Origin of the sequence: Asaia sp. W19 (assembly GCF_003994335.1) — a bacterium.
Taxonomy (GTDB): domain Bacteria; phylum Pseudomonadota; class Alphaproteobacteria; order Acetobacterales; family Acetobacteraceae; genus Asaia.
The window spans coordinates 186,944-206,171 of record NZ_PNQZ01000025.1 but is presented as its reverse complement, the minus strand read 5'-3'; the positions used below and the strand labels follow the sequence as shown (position 1 = coordinate 206,171).

Annotated in this window: 16 protein-coding genes; 7 read left to right on the top strand and 9 right to left on the bottom strand. The window is 62.0% G+C overall.

Annotated features, from left to right (window positions below):
* Positions 1-2: 2 nt before the first annotated feature.
* Complete coding sequence (locus C0V97_RS06760) at positions 3-812, bottom strand: phytanoyl-CoA dioxygenase family protein (protein ID WP_127101864.1); 810 nt, start codon at positions 810-812, stop codon at positions 3-5.
* Between the two features lie 207 nt (positions 813-1,019).
* Between C0V97_RS06760 and hisC the strand changes: the two genes are divergently transcribed.
* Genes hisC through C0V97_RS06740 form a run of 4 tightly spaced genes read left to right on the top strand, consistent with a single transcriptional unit; the run spans position 1,020 to position 5,242 of the window.
* Positions 1,020-2,186: a histidinol-phosphate transaminase gene (hisC, locus tag C0V97_RS06755; protein ID WP_127101863.1), complete on the top strand. Its 1,167-nt coding sequence runs from the start codon at positions 1,020-1,022 to the stop codon at positions 2,184-2,186.
* On the top strand, positions 2,183-3,574 hold the full coding sequence (locus C0V97_RS06750) for an FAD-binding oxidoreductase (RefSeq protein ID WP_127101862.1): 1,392 nt from the start codon (positions 2,183-2,185) through the stop codon (positions 3,572-3,574). Before hisC ends, C0V97_RS06750 begins: the two co-directional genes overlap by 4 nt.
* On the top strand, positions 3,571-4,275 hold the full coding sequence (locus C0V97_RS06745; protein ID WP_127101861.1) for a HutD family protein: 705 nt from the start codon (positions 3,571-3,573) through the stop codon (positions 4,273-4,275). Before C0V97_RS06750 ends, C0V97_RS06745 begins: the two co-directional genes overlap by 4 nt.
* Complete coding sequence (locus tag C0V97_RS06740; protein WP_127101860.1) at positions 4,268-5,242, top strand: isopenicillin N synthase family oxygenase; 975 nt, start codon at positions 4,268-4,270, stop codon at positions 5,240-5,242. The genes C0V97_RS06745 and C0V97_RS06740 overlap by 8 nt, the downstream gene beginning before the upstream one ends.
* Here C0V97_RS06740 and C0V97_RS06735 read toward each other — a convergent pair.
* The 5 genes from C0V97_RS06735 to hutI form a co-directional block, all read right to left on the bottom strand.
* A complete protein-coding gene (locus C0V97_RS06735) occupies positions 5,197-6,351 on the bottom strand; it encodes an alpha-hydroxy acid oxidase (protein ID WP_127101859.1) in 1,155 nt (384 codons plus the stop codon). The genes C0V97_RS06740 and C0V97_RS06735 overlap by 46 nt on opposite strands.
* Positions 6,348-7,895, bottom strand: a complete 1,548-nt coding sequence (gene hutH / locus C0V97_RS06730) for a histidine ammonia-lyase (protein WP_127101858.1) — start codon at positions 7,893-7,895, stop codon at positions 6,348-6,350. The genes C0V97_RS06735 and hutH overlap by 4 nt, the downstream gene beginning before the upstream one ends.
* Before the next feature lie 14 nt (positions 7,896-7,909).
* Entirely contained in the window at positions 7,910-9,634 is a 1,725-nt protein-coding gene (hutU, locus tag C0V97_RS06725) for a urocanate hydratase (protein WP_127101857.1), read from the bottom strand.
* A 242-nt stretch (positions 9,635-9,876) separates the two neighbouring features.
* Positions 9,877-10,602, bottom strand: a complete 726-nt coding sequence (gene hutC, locus C0V97_RS06720; RefSeq protein WP_199751689.1) for a histidine utilization repressor — start codon at positions 10,600-10,602, stop codon at positions 9,877-9,879.
* Between the two features lie 96 nt (positions 10,603-10,698).
* Complete coding sequence (hutI, locus tag C0V97_RS06715) at positions 10,699-11,985, bottom strand: imidazolonepropionase (RefSeq protein WP_127101855.1); 1,287 nt, start codon at positions 11,983-11,985, stop codon at positions 10,699-10,701.
* Positions 11,986-12,090: 105 nt separating this feature from the next.
* Here hutI and C0V97_RS06710 point away from each other — a divergent pair, with 105 nt between their 5' ends.
* Together C0V97_RS06710 and hutG are read left to right on the top strand one after the other, a co-directional pair.
* Entirely contained in the window at positions 12,091-13,470 is a 1,380-nt protein-coding gene (locus tag C0V97_RS06710) for a formimidoylglutamate deiminase (RefSeq protein ID WP_127101854.1), read from the top strand.
* Between the two features lie 19 nt (positions 13,471-13,489).
* Complete coding sequence (gene hutG / locus C0V97_RS06705; protein ID WP_127101853.1) at positions 13,490-14,290, top strand: N-formylglutamate deformylase; 801 nt, start codon at positions 13,490-13,492, stop codon at positions 14,288-14,290.
* Positions 14,291-14,329: 39 nt separating this feature from the next.
* On the opposite strand, the gene C0V97_RS06700 is transcribed toward hutG, so the two are convergent.
* Both C0V97_RS06700 and C0V97_RS06695 read right to left on the bottom strand, forming a co-directional pair.
* Complete coding sequence (locus tag C0V97_RS06700) at positions 14,330-14,821, bottom strand: lipocalin-like domain-containing protein (protein WP_233582016.1); 492 nt, start codon at positions 14,819-14,821, stop codon at positions 14,330-14,332.
* 299 nt (positions 14,822-15,120) lie between these two features.
* On the bottom strand, positions 15,121-15,900 hold the full coding sequence (locus tag C0V97_RS06695; RefSeq protein ID WP_199751687.1) for a helix-turn-helix transcriptional regulator: 780 nt from the start codon (positions 15,898-15,900) through the stop codon (positions 15,121-15,123).
* A 115-nt stretch (positions 15,901-16,015) separates the two neighbouring features.
* On the opposite strand from C0V97_RS06695, the gene C0V97_RS06690 reads away from it, so the two are divergent.
* On the top strand, positions 16,016-17,440 hold the full coding sequence (locus C0V97_RS06690; RefSeq protein ID WP_127101850.1) for an aminotransferase class III-fold pyridoxal phosphate-dependent enzyme: 1,425 nt from the start codon (positions 16,016-16,018) through the stop codon (positions 17,438-17,440).
* A gap of 147 nt (positions 17,441-17,587) precedes the next feature.
* On the opposite strand, the gene C0V97_RS06685 is transcribed toward C0V97_RS06690, so the two are convergent.
* Positions 17,588-19,072: an aldehyde dehydrogenase gene (locus C0V97_RS06685; RefSeq protein WP_127101849.1), complete on the bottom strand. Its 1,485-nt coding sequence runs from the start codon at positions 19,070-19,072 to the stop codon at positions 17,588-17,590.
* Between the last annotated feature and the right edge of the window lie 156 nt (positions 19,073-19,228).

Below are 19,228 nucleotides of genomic sequence, written 5' to 3'. Positions count from 1 at the left end.
GCTCAGGCGGCATCCTGGAAGAGAATGGGAAAATCCGGGCCGGTCAACGGGTCACCCTCACAAAGGGCAAGATGGGCGAAGGGAGGAGAGCCTTTCCCGCCACGATCAGCAAAGCAGGCATGATCGCCTACGAGACGCGCCGAGAAGACACGCCGCCTGAAGCTGGCTCCGATCGTGGCCCCGGCGCCATGAACCGTGCCGAAATCGAACGCTACGGCGTCGCCGGGCGCCATATCGGCACAGATGATGCGGTACCGCTCACGATGGGCGTCGATATCGGGCATCGGGGTGCTCTCATCGCCCGCATAAAGCGGGGTCCCATCGAAACGCATGGGTTTATGGTCCACGCCCCAGCGATGGGAGCCTGCGACGCATTCCAGCGCGGCAGCGGCCGGGACAGGATCGAGCGGTATCCAGAAGCTGACCGTCTGGGGACCACGCGCGCAATAATAGGGGCGGTCCTGATGCCAGGGTGTCACAAGCGACGTGCCTGGCTCCTTGACGAGCACATGGTCATGAAAAAACCGAACCTGATGCGCGCCCATCAGCGCTGCGCCGAGCGCACCCAGCGGTGAATCCTCGACGAAACGCCGGAATTCGGGGATACGTTGCCAGTTGCACAGATCCTGAAAGAATGGCGCCGAATTCTCGGGATGATAGGACCGCTCGAGCGGACTCGGATCGGCCATGAGACGCGCCACACCCTCTCTCAGCGTTTCCACCCAGGGTGCGAATGCGCCACGGAGCACAACCGCCCCGTCATTCTGAAAACCGGCAATCTCATCTGATGAAGGAACGAAGGAGGATCTCATGGAAACGGCCTCTTCACGGGTATCATTCGAGATCAGCCTATGTTGTCTAGACAGGAAAGGTCAATGTGATTTCGCAACGAAAAATTCGTCCCACCCTTCCCCCGACTACGCGTGATCATTCCCACGAGGCGCCAGCATGAGGATGCTTGCAATTACGTTCCAAATCTCCTTAGACTTGTATATACAAATACAGAATGGGATTCGCCCGTGTCGTCTTGCTCTTCGGAACACACCCCGCTTTTCCGCTGTCGGCCCGAAATAGAATCGCTCCCCGTGTATAACGCAGGTCTTGCCGCCGATATGGTGAGGGAACGTTACGGAATCGATCGTATCGTCAAGCTCGGCAGCAACGAAAATCCCCACGGGCCACCGCCTGGCATAAGTGAGGCGCTCAGCACCCTGCTCGACCGCATTGCTCTCTATCCCGAATCCGAGTCCCGGCTGCGTGAGGCGCTTGCGGCATTTCTGGATCAGGACCCCGCTTCTCTTGTCTTCGGCAACGGTTCTGAGCAACTCATCCGCATGATCATGCAAGGCGCCGTCTCGCCGGGCGACCGCGTCGTGACCGTACTCCCCTCTTTCGGGCTGCATATTCTCAATGCCGAAGTCATGGGCGCAAGGGTAGAGGCCATACCGGTCACACAAGATGCGCAGTTCGATCTATCGGCGCTCATCGAGGCCGTTTCCCGCCCAACGCGCATGTTGATCCTCTCCAACCCGTCCAATCCCGTAGGTTGCATGATGACGGCCGGGGCTCTGGCCGAACTCATTGCTGCCTGCCCCGAGGACTGCCTTCTCGTGATCGATGAAGCCTATCGGGAATACGCTCAGCATGACCCCACCTATCCCGATGCGCGCACGGTGCTTCGGGCGCAGTCCCGCCCCTGGATCGTGCTTGGAACGTTCTCGAAGGCCTGGGGGCTCGCCGGGCTGCGCATCGGCTATGCCATGACCAGCAGTCCGGATGTCACTCAGGCGCTCGAGGCAGTGCGCGATCCGTTCAATACCAATATCGCCGCACAGATCGCCGCCATTGCTGCGCTGAAGGGGCAGGACCATATGCGCGACAGCGTAGCCCGGACCGTGGCCGAGCGCGAACGGGTGCGGGCAGCGCTCGCGCCTGTCGTGGCCGAGATCGCGCCTTCCTGTGCGAATTTCCTTTTTTTCCGGCTGAGCTATGACGCCGATCGGGTGGCCGAGCATCTGCTGACGCAAGGCGTGATCGTCAAACCGTGGAAAGAAAGCGGATTCCGCAACCGCATCCGTGTCAGTATCGGCCTGCCCGAGGATAATGATCGCTTTCTGGCCGCGCTGAAAAACACCCTGATTGCCCTCGCGGCCACGGCGCGTGATACTGGGGAAATTGTGGCATGAGAGAAGCATCCGAAGGACGGGAAACCGCCCTGCTTGCGTTGGAAGCACGCTTTGGCACGCAGTTTTCACGCGGCGCAGCGCTGCGCGAGCAGCATGGCCATGGCGAGGGCTATCACCTGAGCCATGAACCCGATGCCGTCCTTTTCGCTGAAAGCACAGAGGATGTCTCGGCGGCACTCGCCTTATGTCATGAGCACAGCCTGCCGGTTGTGGCGTTCGGCGGCGGGACCTCGCTCGAAGGGCAGGTAAACGCTCTGGAAGGCGGGATCTCGCTCGATCTGTCGCGCATGGCATCCATCATCGAAGTCAATGCCACCGATCTGGATTGCAGGGTGCAGGCGGGCGTAACCCGACAGGCCCTCAATCTTCACCTGCGCGATGAAGGGCTGTTTTTTCCGGTCGATCCCGGAGGCGAAGCCACGATCGGGGGGATGTGCGCCACGCGCGCCTCGGGCACGGCGGCGGTACGCTATGGGACTATCAGGGAAAATGTTCTGGGCATGACCGTGGTTCTGGCCGATGGGCGGGTCACGCAATTGGGGGGACGCACGCGCAAATCTGCAACGGGTTACGATCTGGCGCATCTAATGATCGGCTCGGAGGGCACGCTCGGAATCGTGACCGAAATCCAGCTGCGGCTACAGGGTATCCCGGAAGTGACCGCAGCTGCGATCTGCCAGTTCGAGACGCTCGGTGGCTGCGTGGAGTCCGCCATTCAGATCATGCAGATGGGCATTCCCATCGCGCGCATGGAACTGCTCGATGACGTGCAGATGGAGGCCTGCATCCTCTATTCTCGCCTTGAGGGCTATCGCGCATTGCCCACCATGTTCTTCGAGGTTTCAGGGGGGCCGGACTCTGTCAATGAGCAGATCAGCGCTATCGAAGGGCTCTGTCAGGATAATGGGGGGGCAGATTTTCTGTGGAGCACGCGTGATGACGAACGGGCTGCTCTGTGGAAGGCGCGCCATGCTGTCTACTGGGCCTGCCTGGCCTACCGACAGGGTCATATCGGGATCTCGACAGATGCCATCGTCCCGATCTCGGCGCTCACCGCCATGATCCTGGGCGCGAAACAGGATATCGACGCTTCAGGTCTGGTCGCCCCCATCGTCGGCCATATCGGAGACGGCAATTTTCATACCGTCATGCTCGTCCCGCCCGGCGAGGCGGGGCTGGAACGCGCACGGGCACTCGATCACAAATTGGTGGCGCGCGCCCTCTCCCTCGGCGGGTCGGCAAGCGGGGAGCATGGCATAGGCCTCGCCAAAAAGGCCTTCATGGGAGCGGAACATGACCCGGTGGCACTCGATATCATGCGCGCGATCAAGGCCACCCTGGACCCCAGGAACATTCTCAACCCGGGCAAGCTGCTCCCGGAGCCATGATTCCGCCCCCCCTGAACCTCGCCACGCTTCCTGCCGAGCCCTGGCGCAATGGCGGGGGCGTTACCCGCGTGATCGCTCAGGGCGCCGGATGGCGGCTCAGCCTGGCCGAGATCGCCAAGGATGGTGCTTTTTCCCTCTTTCCCGGCATGACGCGCTCTCTGGCACTGACGGGTGATGATGCGCTTGATCTCATCCCTGCCGGGGGTCTTCCAATTTTGCTCCGAGGCTGCGGTGCCACAGCGCAGTTTGCGGGCGGTGAGCCGATGGAGGCGAAGTGCCATGGCAAAATCCTGAGCGTGATCAACCTCATGGTCACTCAGGCGACGGGTCCAACAGGCAGTGGCTCATCCAGGTTCATCTGTCATGGTGCACGTTTCGACACCCCGGCTGAGGGGGAATCATGGCTTTTTCCCCTCACAGGCACGTGGCAACTCGATGCTGTTTCAACCGGCTCTGCCTCGGCAGACGGAGAAGCCCCTCCCCCGAATCCAGTCCCCAGGGTCGAGACCCGTCTCCTGCGCCCCGGAGAGACGCTGCGCTGCACGGCCTCACTGAGTGTCACGCCCGCACCTGAATTTTCCCCCCATGACACCGTAGCCACCGGGAAAATCGTTCTCGCGAGGATACGGCCCCCCGCCCCGCTCTGCCTGTGCATCGCCCTGCCCGCCTCTGTTCCGTCAGATGGAGCTCGTCATGTCTGAATCCGATTTCCTGCCCGTCATCGATCTCGCTCCGGCACGAGAGGGTAAATTCGCGCAAACAGGTCAGGCCATCGGCGCCGCGTTTTCCCGATCGGGATTTTGTTATATCCGCAATCACGGGGTCGATGAGGCGTTGATCCGCGCCGTCCATGACGAGGCGCTCGATTTCTTCCACGCTCCCATGACCGAGAAACTGACCTGCAAACCGCAACAGGCGGTTCGCGGCTTCAACGCACTCAATCGCACCACCATGCAGGGAGCGCAAAATCCCGATTACAAGGAATTCTTCCAGATCGGGCTCGATCTGCCAGCAGATGATCCCGCCGTACTCGCCGGACAGCCTTTACGCGGTCCCAATCTCTGGCCTGAAAACCGCCCCGCATTCCGGGCCGCAATGGAGGCTTATTTTGAAGCGATCGGCGCGTGCGGTCGCGTGCTGCTTCAGGCCGTGGCGGCGTCTTTAGGAATCGCGCCGGACTTCTTTGCGCGGAAATATGACCGCCCGCTGCAGCGCAGCCAGGCTATCTGGTATCCGCCCCATCCTGCCGACCGCCTAGCGGACCAGTTCGGCGTGGCGCCCCACACGGATTATGGCTGCATCACGCTGCTCTGGCAGGATGAGACCGGGGGGTTGGAAGTGCAGGACCTGACCGGAACCTGGATGGCCGCGCCGCCCATACCGGGCACGCTCGTCATCAATATCGGGGATCTGCTCAGCCGCTGGTCGAACAGGCGTTATGTCTCGACCCCCCATCGTGTCACCAACCGCTCGGGACGGGAGCGCGTCTCCCTCGCGACATTCTATGATCCCGATTATGACGCCGTGATCGACCCCCGCGATCTGGCTTTGCCCGTCTCACAAGTGCCTTGCGACCCTCCTGTTCTCGCTGGCGACTATATTATCGGGCGTATCCGCGACTCTCAGAAAGCGCGCAGCACCGAGGCGCCGGCACCTCGTAGGGTGTGAATCGTGGTGTGGCCCGTCAGGGCCATGATATCGACCGTTTCCCGCCTGAGCCGGGCGAGCCCGTCCTCCACACCAGCCTTGCCACGCGCAGCAAGCCCCCAGGCCCAGGGTCGCCCGAAAGAGACGGCCCTTGCCCCAAGGGCCAACGCCATGACGACATCACCGCCATGACGTATGCCGCCATCGACGATCAGGGGAATAGCGTCCCCGGTCGCCTCACGGATTTCCTCGAGCATGTCAAGCGGCGAAGGCGCCGGATCGAGCTGGCGCCCGCCGTGATTGGACAGGATCAAACCATCGGCCCCGCAGGAAGCAGCCTGACGGGCATCGTCAGGGTGCAGGATACCCTTGACCAGAAGCGCCCCCTGCCACTCCTGACGCAACCAGTCGAGATCATGCCAGACCAGGGTCGGATCGATCCGACCGGCAATATCGCGCGCCTGAGCGAGCACCCCTCTTGCGCTGGTATAGGAGGCCATATTGCCGATGATATTGCCCCGGCCAAGCATCCTGTCGACAAGCCAGGCCGGGCGGGAGGCCAGACCAAGCCACTGCCTGAGACTGGGGCGGGTGCGGTCGCGAAAGCCGTTACGCCTATCGCGCTCACGTAGCGGGGTGATGGGGGTATCGATGGTCAGGATCAGGTTACTGATCCCGCAATTACGGGCGCGGGTGAGCATGTCACGCGTCACCGCGCGGTCGCGCAGCACATAGATCTGCGCCAGAAGAGACGCATTACTGGTCGCGATACGCTCCATCGGGTCGATGGCAAAGCTCGACACCCCGAAAGCCACGCCGTGATTCCGGGCGGCCTGCGCCGCGCCGGTTTCGCCATCGCGATGAAACATCCCTGCAAAGCCGACCGGAGAGAGCAGAAACGGCGCATCGAGCGTCATTCCCGATAAGTGGCTCGTCAGATCGATCTGCGAGACGTCCCTCAGACCCCGCGGGAGGAGTACACGACGACCGAAAGCCGCCCTGTTGGCATGGAGCGTTGCCTCACCATGCGCACCGCCATCCAGATAGTCGGCAAAGAGACGCGGCAGACGCCGCCGGGCCTGCCGGGCCATATCCGCGAATGCGCCGTCATCGGGCAGAGCACGCGTCATGCCGGGTCAAGGCTGGGCAAGGCGATGAGCGCCGAAACGCGCGCAGTCAGGGCACCGCTACGAATGAGCGCATTGGCAGCTTCCATATCCGGCGTGAAAAGACGATCCTGCGCATAGAAGGGTACCTCACCCCGCAACAAATTGGCGGCCGCGACCAAAGGAGCGGAAGAGGTGAGCGGCGCGAGAAAATCCAGCCCCTGCACCGCGGCAAGATATTCGATGCCTAGAATACAGCGCACATTGTCATTGATATCGCCCAGACGCCGCGCAGCGAAGGTTGCCATCGAGACATGGTCCTCCTGGTTGGCAGAAGTCGGCAGGCTGTCGATGCTGGCGGGGTGAGCGAGCGTCTTGTTTTCTGAAGCCAGCGCCGCTGCGGTGACCTGGGCGATCATGAAACCGGAATTGACCCCGCTATCATCGACCAGAAAGGGCGGCAGGCCGCTCATGCTCGGATCGACCAGCAGCGCCAGACGCCGTTCGGCGATGGCCCCGATTTCCGATATGGCGATCGCCATGAGATCCGCCGCGATCGCGACTGGCTCCGCATGGAAATTTCCACCCGAAATCATTTCATCCGTATCCGGAAAATGGATCGGATTATCGGAAACCGCATTGGCCTCGATCAGCAGCACGCCTGCCGCGTGACGCAGGGAGTCGAGCGCCGCGCCCATGACCTGGGGCTGGCAACGCAGGCAATACGGGTCCTGGACACGCTCGTCATCGATCTCATGTGAGGCCCGTATGGCCGACCCTGCCATGAGCGCCCGATAGACCGCAGCACAGTCGATCTGCCCCTTTTGCCCCCGCAACGCATGCAGTCTGGGGTCAAAAGGCGCATCGGTACCGCGCGCGGCATCCAGCGTCAGCGCGCCGGTGACGAGCGCCGATTGCAGGAGCGTCTCGGCGTCGAACAGGGCTGCGAGCGCAAGGGCGGTAGAGGCCTGGGTGCCATTGAGCAGCGCCAGCCCCTCCTTGGGGCCGAGATCGATGGGCGCGAGACCGGCACGGGCCAGAGCCTCGGCCCCGGCCATGCGTTCCCCCTTGTAGAAGGCCTCTCCCTCGCCAATCACCACGGCAGAGAGATGCGCAAGCGGGGCGAGATCGCCGGAGGCACCGACCGATCCCTTCTCGGGGATCATGGGAATCACGCCGTAGTCGAGCATGTCGAGAAGCAGCTGGACGATTTCGAAGCGCACGCCCGAATAGCCACGGGCCAGACCATTGGCCTTGAGCAACAGGATCAGTCGCACCACTGTTTCGGGCATCGGCTTGCCGATCCCGGCGGCGTGACTGAGCACCAGATTGCGTTGCAGGTCGCGCAGCTTTCCGTCTGGAATACGGGTCTTGGCGAGCTTGCCGAACCCCGTATTGACCCCATAGACCGCAGCACCCCCCGCAACGATCCGATCGACCGAGCGTGCCGCCGCGCGCAGACGCTGCTCGGTTTCGTCATCCAGCCGGATTGCGGGGGCATGAGCGACGAAATGCCGCAGACCCGCCAGATCGAGCGCACCGGGGGTAAGAATCATCGTATCCGACATGACAGGCGTGTTCCTTACGACTTGACGGAGGTGATCATCGGCAGGTTCAGCCCCTGCTCACGCGCACAATCGGTCGCTATCTCGTAACCGGCATCAGCATGGCGCATGACGCCTGTCGCAGGATCATTCCACAGGACGCGCTCGAGCCGCGACCGGGCCTCTTCCGTTCCGTCCGCCACGATGACCATTCCCGCATGCTGCGAGAAGCCCATGCCTACGCCACCGCCATGATGCAGCGAGACCCAGGTCGCACCCGAAGCCGTGTTGAGCAGGGCGTTAAGAAGGGGCCAGTCCGACACCGCATCCGAGCCGTCGCGCATGGCTTCGGTCTCTCGATTGGGGCTGGCCACCGAGCCGCTATCGAGGTGATCGCGGCCGATGACGACGGGGGCCTTGAGCTCCCCTTTGGCAACCATCTCGTTGAAGGCCATGCCCAGACGATGGCGATCACCCAGACCGACCCAGCAGATACGGGCCGGAAGACCCTGGAACTGGATCTTGTCCCGGGCCATGTCGAGCCAGTTATGAAGATGCTTATCGTTCGGAAGCAGCTCCTTCACCTTGGCATCGGTCTTGTAGATATCCTCCGGATCGCCCGAAAGCGCCGCCCAGCGGAACGGTCCGACACCGCGACAGAAAAGCGGCCGGATATAGGCGGGTACAAAGCCGGGGAAGGCAAACGCCTCTTCACAGCCCACCTCGAACGCCATCTGCCGGATATTATTGCCATAATCGAAGGTCGGCACACCCAGCCGGTGGAAGCCGACCATCGCCTCGACCTGAAGCCGCATCGACTGCTTCGCGGCCTGCTCGACCTCGGCGGGGTTCGTGACGCGTTTCTGTGCGGCCTGATCGAGCGTCCATCCGGCAGGCAGGTAGCCATTGAGCGGATCATGCGCCGAGGTCTGGTCGGTTACGGCATCCGGTCGGATCCCCCGCCGCAATATCTCGGGAAAGATCTCGGCCGCATTCCCCAGCAATCCGATCGAAACCGGCCGATTGTTCCGACAGGCCGCGTCGATCCACTCCAGCGCCTCATCCAGCGACTGGGTCTTGCGGTCCAGATAACCCGTTTCGAGACGCTTCTCGATACGGCTCGCTTCACATTCCACGGCCAGCATCGAGGCCCCGGCCATGACGGCTGCCAGAGGCTGAGCCCCGCTCATGCCCCCGAGCCCGCCCGTGAGGATCCAGCGCCCTGCCAGGGAACCGCCATAGGATTGGCGCCCCATTTCGACGAAAGTCTCGTAGGTGCCCTGCACAATACCCTGGCTGCCGATATAGATCCATGAACCGGCCGTCATCTGGCCGTACATCATCAACCCGGCACGATCGAGTTCATTGAACCGGTCCCAATTTGCCCAATGCGGCACAAGATTTGAGTTGGCGATCAGCACCCGGGGCGCATTTTCATGGGTCCGGAACACGCCGACCGGCTTGCCCGACTGGACCAGGAGGGTCTCATCGGCGCCCAGCGCAGTCAGGGACTCGACGATCCGGTCGTAGCACGCCCAGTTGCGTGCTGCCCGCCCGATACCGCCATAGACGACGAGTTCGGAGGGCTTTTCGGCCACGTCCGGATCGAGATTGTTCATCAACATCCGCAAGGCCGCTTCTGTCTGCCAGGAACGGGCGCTGAGCGTCGTGCCCGTGGCCGCGCGTATCACGCGGTCATTGGCAAGACGGGGAGAGGATGCGGGAAGGGACGCAGTGTCGGGTGAGGCAAACCGGGAGCACATGACAATTCCTGACCTTAACTTGTATATACATGTTAAGGTGCTTCAGGTGATCGAGGATTGTCAATCAGGAATTGTCACGACATCCAAACGACCGGACGTCACCCACCCCGCGCCTTCACAGACGCGCTGAACCAACAGCTATGGAGGCTATTGAAAGTGCCCGATAGCCAGGACGCGCCGCCTTACCATGCGGGCTACGAACGGCGCGTAGATTCGTGGCAGAAACACTTTCTGACTAGGGATCAGGGACGATACCGCCCAACGAAACTGTATCGGCTGCCGGAATAGGTGAAAATCCCCTTCATCACCACGCGCCCATCCACCCAGGTGCGACGCATGAGCTGCAGGCAGGCCTCTGGCTCATCGAGGTCGAGCAGGGAACAGATGGCAAGGCTTGGGGTCACGGCGAAAACCACATGCTCGATTTCCTCGGGCTGGGCGATGGCCGAAAGATGACGATGCGGATGCGAAAGAGTGAAATCCTGTTCGAGATAATCCGGCGCGAAGTGAGGCGAGACGAAACGCTCCTCCACCTGAAGCGGGGTCTCGTCCTCGTAATGCACGATGATGGAATGAAAGAGCCGCGCGCCCGGCCTCTGCCCGAAGGCCATGGCCAGATCGCTGTCAGCGCGTATCGCCTCGAGCGTGACGATACGCGTGGTGTGGCGATGACCATTCGCGGCAATATCCTCGGCAATATCACGCAGCTCGAGCAATTCCACCTGCTGGGCAGGTTCGGCCACGAAGGTACCGACACCCTGAGCCCGCGTTACGATCCCCTCGCTCGTCAGTTCGCGCAGGGCGCGATGCACGGTCATGCGCGAGACACCCAGAATCTCGACAAGCTCGCTTTCGGAGGGCAGGCGATGACCCACGCCCCACTCGCCGCCTTCGATCCGCTCCATGATATAGGCTTTCACCTGCTCGTATCGTGCGGCCGGCCTGTCTTTGCCCAGAACTGTGCTCACCCGTTTGCGCCTCTCATCATGGTCAGGAATCATTACCGTCTATACCGGGTCGCGGCGCATCATGGCCATGGTCCATCAGCCTGGCGAAATGCGCCGTCAATCGGGCTGCCCCCCGAACACCCGCCCAACGGGGCGCACGCCGCCAATCCAGTAGGATAATTCATGCGGGGCGCTCACGTCCCACACCGCCATATCGGCTGCCAGGCCAGGCGCCAGCGCTCCGCAAACAGCGGAAAGCCCGAGCGCCGACGCTGCATGGCGCGTATGCCCGAGAAGGGCCTCACTCGGGGTGAGGCGAAACAGGGTGCAGGCCATGTTCATCACCGCCGTAGGAGAAAGCACAGGCGATGTCCCCGGATTGCAATCCGTCGCCAGCGCCATCGGCACAGCGTAACGACGAAACGCGTCGATCGGCGGCAGGCGCGTCTCCCGGACGAAATAGAATGCCCCCGGCAGAAGCACGGCGACCGTACCGGCCTGCGCCATGGCGCTGATCCCCGTCTCATTGGCATATTCCACGTGATCGGCGGACAGCGCCCCGAAACGGGCAGCCAGCCCGGCTCCCCCCAGATCGGAGAGCTGATCGGCATGAAGACGCACCGACAGTCCCAGAGCCTGAGCGGTCTCGAACAGGCGCGCAATCTCCTCAGGCTGGAAGGCGATTCCCTCGCAAAATCCATCGACGTAATCAGCCAGACCGGCTTCGACCACGGCTGGAAGAATATCCTCGCAGAGATGCGCAACATAGGCCGCGCGACGCCCGGCATATTCGGGTGGAACAGCATGAGCCCCCAGAAAGCTGGTCCGCACACGCAGGCCAAGGGATGCACCGATACGACGCGCCACACGCAATTGCTTCATCTCGTCCCGCAGGGTCAGACCGTAGCCGGATTTGATTTCGACGGTAGTAACACCCTGCGCCACCAGAGCCCGCGCCCGCTTGAGGGAAACTGCGAGCAGCTCGTCTTCGCTGCTTTCACGCGTGGCCCTCATGGTAGAGAGGATCCCGCCCCCGCGCCGAGCGATGGCCTCATAGGAAACACCCTCGAGACGCTCGGCGAATTCGCCGCTGCGATCGCCCGCATAAACCAGATGAGTGTGCGGATCGATCAGACCCGGCGTCATCCAGTGGCCGTTGCAGGAGATGACCTCGCGTGCCAGGGTTTCCGGAGCCGCTTTCAAGGCGCTGCGCGGCCCCACCCATGCGATATGCCCGTTCCGGACGGCAAGGGCACCATCACGCACTATACCGAGATTTCCGTCCGCTTCCGTAACGCGATCGGACACGGGAGACAGGCCGGTGGCCATACCAGAAGCCAAGCCGGTAGCCACGCCGCGATCCATTGTGGCCAGATGCACATCGATCCAGAGCCTGTCCCACATATGATCGGCAACCTTCTTCTTGACCTGACTTATCTATACATGTCTAGTTATTAGAGTATGAACGCGCAACGACAATCGCGCTGACCAGCCATTTCGGGGTATGTCATGGGTGAGACCGATCAGGGTGGCGCGGTTTTCGCGCGGCAGGCTTTTCTCCCGTCAGGCTGGCGGCACGATGTACGCCTGTCCTACAGCCATGGCCGCTTCACCCATATCGAGGCCAATCAGAAGCCGCAGCCCGGCGACACCCTGTGTGATATCGCCCTGCCGCCTCTCGCCAGCCTCCACTCCCATGCCTTTCAGCGCGCCATGGCGGGACTGGCTGAAACAAGGCGGGACCCGGCGGATTCCTTCTGGACATGGCGCAAGCAGATGTACGCTCTTGCGTTGCGTGTCACACCGGACGACATGCGCGCCATTGCTGCTCAGCTTTATCTGGAAATGCTCAAGGCCGGGTTCACCCAGCTTGGCGAGTTTCACTATCTACACCGCACGCCCGATGGAAACGCCTACGATAACAAGGCGGAAATGGCCCTGGCCGTCATCGATGCGGCGCAAGAAGCCGGTATCGGCATCACGATCCTGCCCACGCTCTACAGTCATGCCGGGTTCGGTCGCGCCCTGGCCCCCGAACAGGCGCGTTTCCGCAGCGATCCCGATTTCATTGCCGAAATCCTGGGCGCCATCACTGCCCGGCATGGGGGCGATATCATGGTGCAGCACGGGCTGGCCCTGCATTCCCTGCGCGCTGTCGACCGACAGAATCTTGCACAAATGCTGGGCATGATCGCCCCCGATCTGCCGATCCATATCCACATCGCCGAGCAGCAGCGTGAGGTAACGGAGTGCCTCGATTATCTCGGCAGGCGACCGGTAGCCTGGTTGATGGATGAGGTTCCGGTCGATCATCGCTGGTGCCTCGTTCACGCCACCCATCTGGATCACGACGAAACCCTGCGTCTGGCTGCTTCCGGCGCCGTGGCGGGTCTTTGCCCCGTGACCGAAGCGAATCTGGGCGACGGCTTCTTCCCCCTGGAGCCGTATATCGCCCGCCATGGGCGTTTCGGGATCGGGACGGACAGTAATGTCCTGCCCTCGGTCGCCGAGGAACTGCGCCTGCTGGAATACGGGCGTCGCCTGGCCACCCAAAAGCGCTGTTGTGCCCTGCCGGAGGGCATGCTCGGCTCGGTAGGACGCTTCCTGTACGAGTCTGCGCTCAAAGGTGGCGCGCAGGCCTGCGCTCATGGGGGCGGCAAACTCGCCCTCCATCATCGCGCCGATCTCTGTACTCTGGATCAAGCGGATTTTGCCCTGCCCGACCTTCAGAATGACGCGCTCTTCGATGGCATGATCTTCGCCCGCGCCACGCTTCCTGTCCGGAATGTCCTGGCGGGAGGCCGCTGGGTGATTGAAAACGGCCACCATCCTCAGGAAGCCTCCATTCAGGCGCGCTTTCGCGACGTCGTCAGACGGTTACAGCACTGAAAACGCAAAAGGCCCCATCATGACAGAGACTGTCTTCTTCACCCTCACCCGGGGCGAACTGCCCGTCCTGATCGCCCTCCCCCATACCGGGCTGGCTCTTGCTCCCGGCCAGGAGGCGCGCATGACCGCCACAGGGCAGGCCAGACCCGATACGGACTGGCACATGACGCAGCTCTATGATTTCGCGCCCGAACTGGGCATCGGTGTGCTGGCCGCGACGCATTCCCGCTACGTGATCGATCTCAACCGCGGCCCGGACGATGCCACGCTCTATCCTGGCCGCCCCAAGACGGGGCTCGTACCCGAGGCCAGCTTCGATGGCGCACCGCTCTATCATGAGGGTATGGGCCCCGATACGACGGAAATTGCTGCGCGGCGCGCCCTGTTCTGGCAACCCTATCACGATGCCCTTGCCGCTGAACTCGCGCGTCTCAAGGCGCTCTGGGGATGGGCCGTGCTCTGGGACGGGCATTCGATACGCAGTCGGGTACCCCGGCTATTCGAGGGGAAGTTACCGGATCTGAATCTGGGGACGAATGACGGCGCATCCTGCGCGCCCAAGCTGCGCAACCTCGTGGCACAGGAGCTCGAGTCACAAAGCCTGTTCAGCCATGTGATCGATGGCCGTTTCAAGGGGGGCTATACCACGCGCCATTATGGGCAGCCCCATGACAATATCCATGCCTTGCAGATGGAAATGGCGCAGAGCACCTATCTCGAGCGCGAGGAGGCTCCTTGGACAATCAGCAGCGCCGGTACGAAACGCTGCCAGTCCGTGCTCGTGCCCGTGCTCCGGCAGGTCGCCTCCTGGCGACCATAACGGCTCTTCTGACTGCATCGGGCGCGAAAACGCACCGCTTCAGGCGATATGCAGGGCGGAAGGGTCTGACTGGATCTTGCGAAAGCGGATAAGGCTGCGGGTCAGCCGGTCGGGGGCCCAATTGGGCATGAAACGCCAGGGGGTCGATACGTCGGCGAATTCTCCGCGGATCGAGACGAAACGCTTTTGTTCCGACCCCACCCATTCCGGCACCCAGGCAGTCTCGATATGAGTGATCCAGGCATTTCCCTCGATACGATACCGACCGATATAGGAAACGAGGGTCTGAAGCAGCGCCGCCCGGTCGGCATCGGTCTGGGCGGGCACCCGCCCTTCCCCTTCGAGATTGAAGGCGACCCAGCCATCAGGCGTGAAAATCACCCGGCCGCGCGGGGCCTCGCCCATGGCAGGTACCATACAGGCGGTGCCCTGTTCCTCGACGCTGTAGGAGAGCAATTGCCAGGTCCCGATCAGCGCCCGATACAGGGCATCGCCGATTAGCGGCTTTTCTTCGATCGTCTCATCAGCCATGCTGTCTGTCTCGTTCATTATTGGCATTGTTGATCTATAGTGCGCCCGAACAGCCGTCACGACCTCGACGCAAGATCTCCTGTTCTGATATCTGATAGGCGCTCCCGGGCGCCCTACACAAGAGCGTGCTCCGCAACACTGCCAGTACATCCCTGCGCTCAGCCCAGGTAGCACACCGGCGCACCCGCGTAACGACAGGCCCCGGCCCTGAACAATGCGCCCCGTCATCTCCCGCGCAGCAGCCTTGCGTGTGTGGCGCTGGAACCCGCGCCAACGAATAGTCTCCCCCTCTCTCCCGATCAGGAGAGACGCAGGAGAACCGGCATCATCAGCGAGAAAAGCTCGGCCTGGGAGGAAATGCCGCAGCGTGCGTAGATCTGCCGCCTGAAAACCTTCACCGTCTGCGGGCTGACACCGAGAATCGTGGCAATTGACTCAGATGAATGGCCGCGCAGAATCAATAGTGCCGTCTGCGCCTGTCGCGGTGTGAGGGTGATTCCCTCTCCCTCCTTCAGACGCGCCCAGAACAGGCTCGCACGGTCTACTTCACGCTCGTGCCCGTGCATTTCCAGATCGGACCAGTGCTGCATCGCCAGAGCCTGGATCACCGGGGTCAGTAACGCAGCCGTTACTCTCTGCTCGGCGCTGAACGCGACGCCCGAGCTCTCGTCCCGACCGAGACAAAGATGCACCGAATACGCAGAACCGATCCGGACGAGATAGACCATCTCATCTACGATTCCCGTTTTCTGATAATACTGCGTGTAATACTCCGATTTGTGAAAGTGATCTGGAGCCACGTCCTGCAGATGATACACCCCGGACGGTGCTGCCTTGCGATCGAGAGTGTGAAACGGATCGAGCAGATAAAGCCCGGTGCAGTAGGTGCTTTCGAACCCGGCATGAACGGCGCGGCTCTGCGCATGCGAATAAAGACAACGCGGTGCAGCATCAGGCGCACAGGCAAGAATGGTCAGATTATCCGAACGCAGACAGGCCTCGAGCCATAGTCGCAATGCCTCCGGGAAATCCGGCCCACTGAGACACGAAATCGCCGCACCAAGCAGACCGGGCCGCATATCCTCCATCCGCGCATACCCCTTTCGGGCGATATACGCGCCCTTTCTCACAGTCCTAGTCTCGATCCGTTGCGCTGCGCCCTGTCGCAGCCCTGTTCGTCCAGGGAGAGAAACCATGCCCGACACAAACTTCGAAACCGGCGCCAGCAATGCCGGATCAGCCGGTCCTGTCCTGCCCCAGACCACCGAGGCCATTCTCGCCGCCGACGCCCATCTCGTCCAGTCCTGGGCCGATCTCAACGGGCTCAAGAAGCCCGGAGCCCGTACGGCCATCGTGTCGGCCAAGGGAACCATGGTTCGTGACAGCGACGGCCGTGACCTGATCGACGGCATTGGCGGATTGTGGTGCGTCAATGTCGGCCATGGACGACGCGAAATCATCGACGCGATCGCCCAGCAGCTCTCGACGCTCGACTTCTATTCGACCTTCTACACTTTCACCCATCCCGCCGCCGCAGCGCTGGCGCAAAAACTCGCGACGCTGGCGCCGGGCAATCTCAACCGCGTCCATTTCTCCAATTCCGGCTCGGTCGCCAATGACGGCGCCGTGCGTATCCTGCATCATTATTACGAACGTCTCGGTCACAAGACCAAGAAGCTCGTCCTGAGCCGTCATGGGGCCTATCATGGCTCGACCTATCTCTCGATCGCCATGACAACTCCGCCCTATTCCAAGGGATGGTCCAAGGCGGAGGGGATCGTTCATCACCTGAGAAAGCCGCATTACTGGCGTGAAGGGGCGGACATGACCGAGGCCGAGTTCCTCGATGCCCTGATCGACGACATGCGCACGCAGATCGAACGCCTGGGGGCCGAGAACATCGCCTGTTTCATTGGCGAGCCGATCATGGGAGCCGGAGGGGTCATCGTACCGCCCGCCGGCTATCACAAGCGCATTCAGGAGCTGTGCCGACGCTACGAGATCAAATTCGTGGCCGATGAGGTGGTCACGGCGTTCGGACGTCTGGGGCATTTCTTCGCATCGGAAGCCGTCTTCGAAACACAGCCTGACATGATCACTGTCGCCAAGGGTGTGACGTCAGGATATCAGCCTCTCGCCGCAACCCTGATGACCGATGAAATCCATGAGGTGATTTCAGGCCCGGACGGTGTCTTCACCCATGGCATGACCTATGCGGGCCACCCCGCAGCAGCAGCGGCCGGTCTGGCCAATATCGCCCTGATGGAGGCCGAGCAGATTCCCGAGCGTGTGCGGGTGACCGGCAAGCTGTTCGAAAACACCCTACGCGCCCTGGGAGATATCGACATCGTCGGCGAAGTACGCGGCAGCCATTTCATGATCGGAATCGAGTTCGTCCGGGACAAGGCGAGCAAGGTACTGTTCCCCGAAGCACTCAATATCGGCATGCTGGTCGCCCGCAAGGCCCAGGAGAAAGGTTTGATTGCGCGCCCTCTGGGCCATATCCTGATCCTCTCTCCGCCACTGGTCCTGACAGAGGGGGAAATTGCCAGGATCGGCAGCATTCTGCGCGAGAGCATCCTGGACGTAATGCGAGACCTGCCTTCACTCATGCGGTGATGACGCGCGGCGCCGGGGCTCAGGCCCCGGCTTCCCCCCCCCCCCTACCCCCTGCCGGCCATGGCGAGCGCATGTGCCGCATCCGAGGCTGGCAGCGTCTCCGGGGTAGAGGAAGCCATCCCCCGAATGGACCTTCCGTTGGGAATTTCAGTATTTGACCCAGACCGTCTTGAGCGCGGTGTACTTATCGAAGCTGTGCAGCGACAAATCACGCCCGTAGCCCGATTGCTTCAGCCCTCCGAAAGGCGTCATGGGTGAAAGCGCATCCACCGTATTCACCGAGATCGTCCCCGCCTCCAGTCGCTCGGAAAGCGAGAGCGCCCGGCCCAGATCGCGGGTCCAGAGCGACGCCGCCAGACCATAGACGGTGTCATTGGCCAGAGCGACCGCATGGTCTTCATCCCTGAATGTCTGGATGGCCAGTACCGGACCAAAAATCTCCTCGCGCGCCAGAACGCAATCGGGGGGCACATCGGCAAACACCGTGGGCTGGACATAGGCTCGTGAGCGCCCGATGCTGATCTGACCGCCTCCGGCAACGAGGCGCGCATGCTCCCTGCCCGATTGAATGAAGCCGGCGACACGATCGGCATGCTCATTCGAGACCATGGGGCCAAGCAGTGTCGCCGGATCGAGGGGATTTCCCGGCACGAGCGCCTCTGCCTTGCCCTTGAGACGGGCGATCATTTCATCCGCGAGGCTTTCATGCACGATGAGACGTGAATTGGCCGAGCATATCTGGCCCTGATTGAAAAAAATTCCCCACGCCGCTCTTTCCGCCGCGGCCTCCAGATCGGCATCGGGAAAAACGAGTGAAGGGCTTTTACCCCCCGTCTCGAGCCAGACAGGCTTCAGGTTGCTCTCTCCCGCATAACGTAGAAAGCGTTTTCCCGTCTCCGTCGAACCGGTGAAGGCCAGGCAATCGACATCCCGGTGCAGTCCAAGCGCCTGCCCGGCCTCATGGCCCAGACCGGGCACCACGTTGAGCACTCCCTCTGGCAGACCCGCCTCGGCGGCAAGCTCGGCCAGACGCAGGGCCGAAAGCGGCGATTGCTCGGCTGGCTTGAGCACAACCGAATTACCCACGGCGAGGGCGGGCGCGATTTTCCAGATGGCAAGATCGAGCGGGAAGTTCCACGGCACCACCACGCCCACCACCCCAAGAGGCACCTTGCGTATCATGGCCAGATCACGCCCACCTGTGGGCGCGATCTCATCATAGATCTTGTCGAGCGCCTCGGCATGCCATTGCAGGATATCTGCTGCGCCCGGCACGTCGATCGAGAGCGTATCGGCGATGGGTTTACCCACGTCGAGCGTATCGAGCAGCGCCATTTCTTCAAGATGATCGCGCAGCAATTGCGCAAGACGCAACAGGATTGTCTTGCGCCCGGCGGGGGTCATGCCCGACCATACCCTGCTTCTGAACGCCTTGCGCCCACTGGCCACGGCCAGTTCTATATCGGCGGCCTTGCCCCGGGCGATATCAGTCAGAACCTCGCCAGTCGCCGGGTTGATGGTCTCGAAACGCGCATTGTCCTGGGCGGGCATGAACCGCCCGTCGATCCAGCATCCTGTCCTGAAAGACAGCACCGCTGCGGCTGTCGTGAAATGGTCAACTGTCCGGCTCATGATTTCTCTTTCTTCTTCCTGCAGGATGTCCCGAAACAGACCGACGAGTCGCCCTTCATGGTGGCCCGGACAGGCCCTGCGCCAAGACCCGCGCATCTGCTGCACAAGTTCCTCTCAACGCCCGGGATTGGGAGAGCGCGCCCCCCGGGCATCAAT

What these genes read in the sequence shown, in the direction of transcription:
- C0V97_RS06700 (WP_233582016.1), bottom strand. Translation starts at nt 14,821, where the DNA reads ATGGCTGATGAGACGATCGAAGAAAAGCCGCTAATCGGCGATGCCCTG.
- hutI (WP_127101855.1), bottom strand. Translation starts at nt 11,985, where the DNA reads ATGTGGGACAGGCTCTGGATCGATGTGCATCTGGCCACAATGGATCGC.
- C0V97_RS06690 (WP_127101850.1), top strand. Translation starts at nt 16,016, where the DNA reads ATGCCCGACACAAACTTCGAAACCGGCGCCAGCAATGCCGGATCAGCC.
- C0V97_RS06760 (WP_127101864.1), bottom strand. Translation starts at nt 812, where the DNA reads ATGAGATCCTCCTTCGTTCCTTCATCAGATGAGATTGCCGGTTTTCAG.
- C0V97_RS06685 (WP_127101849.1), bottom strand. Translation starts at nt 19,072, where the DNA reads ATGAGCCGGACAGTTGACCATTTCACGACAGCCGCAGCGGTGCTGTCT.
- C0V97_RS06735 (WP_127101859.1), bottom strand. Translation starts at nt 6,351, where the DNA reads ATGACGCGTGCTCTGCCCGATGACGGCGCATTCGCGGATATGGCCCGG.
- C0V97_RS06740 (WP_127101860.1), top strand. Translation starts at nt 4,268, where the DNA reads ATGTCTGAATCCGATTTCCTGCCCGTCATCGATCTCGCTCCGGCACGA.
- hutG (WP_127101853.1), top strand. Translation starts at nt 13,490, where the DNA reads ATGACAGAGACTGTCTTCTTCACCCTCACCCGGGGCGAACTGCCCGTC.
- C0V97_RS06710 (WP_127101854.1), top strand. Translation starts at nt 12,091, where the DNA reads ATGGGTGAGACCGATCAGGGTGGCGCGGTTTTCGCGCGGCAGGCTTTT.
- C0V97_RS06750 (WP_127101862.1), top strand. Translation starts at nt 2,183, where the DNA reads ATGAGAGAAGCATCCGAAGGACGGGAAACCGCCCTGCTTGCGTTGGAA.
- hutU (WP_127101857.1), bottom strand. Translation starts at nt 9,634, where the DNA reads ATGTGCTCCCGGTTTGCCTCACCCGACACTGCGTCCCTTCCCGCATCC.
- hutH (WP_127101858.1), bottom strand. Translation starts at nt 7,895, where the DNA reads ATGTCGGATACGATGATTCTTACCCCCGGTGCGCTCGATCTGGCGGGT.
- C0V97_RS06695 (WP_199751687.1), bottom strand. Translation starts at nt 15,900, where the DNA reads ATGCGGCCCGGTCTGCTTGGTGCGGCGATTTCGTGTCTCAGTGGGCCG.
- C0V97_RS06745 (WP_127101861.1), top strand. Translation starts at nt 3,571, where the DNA reads ATGATTCCGCCCCCCCTGAACCTCGCCACGCTTCCTGCCGAGCCCTGG.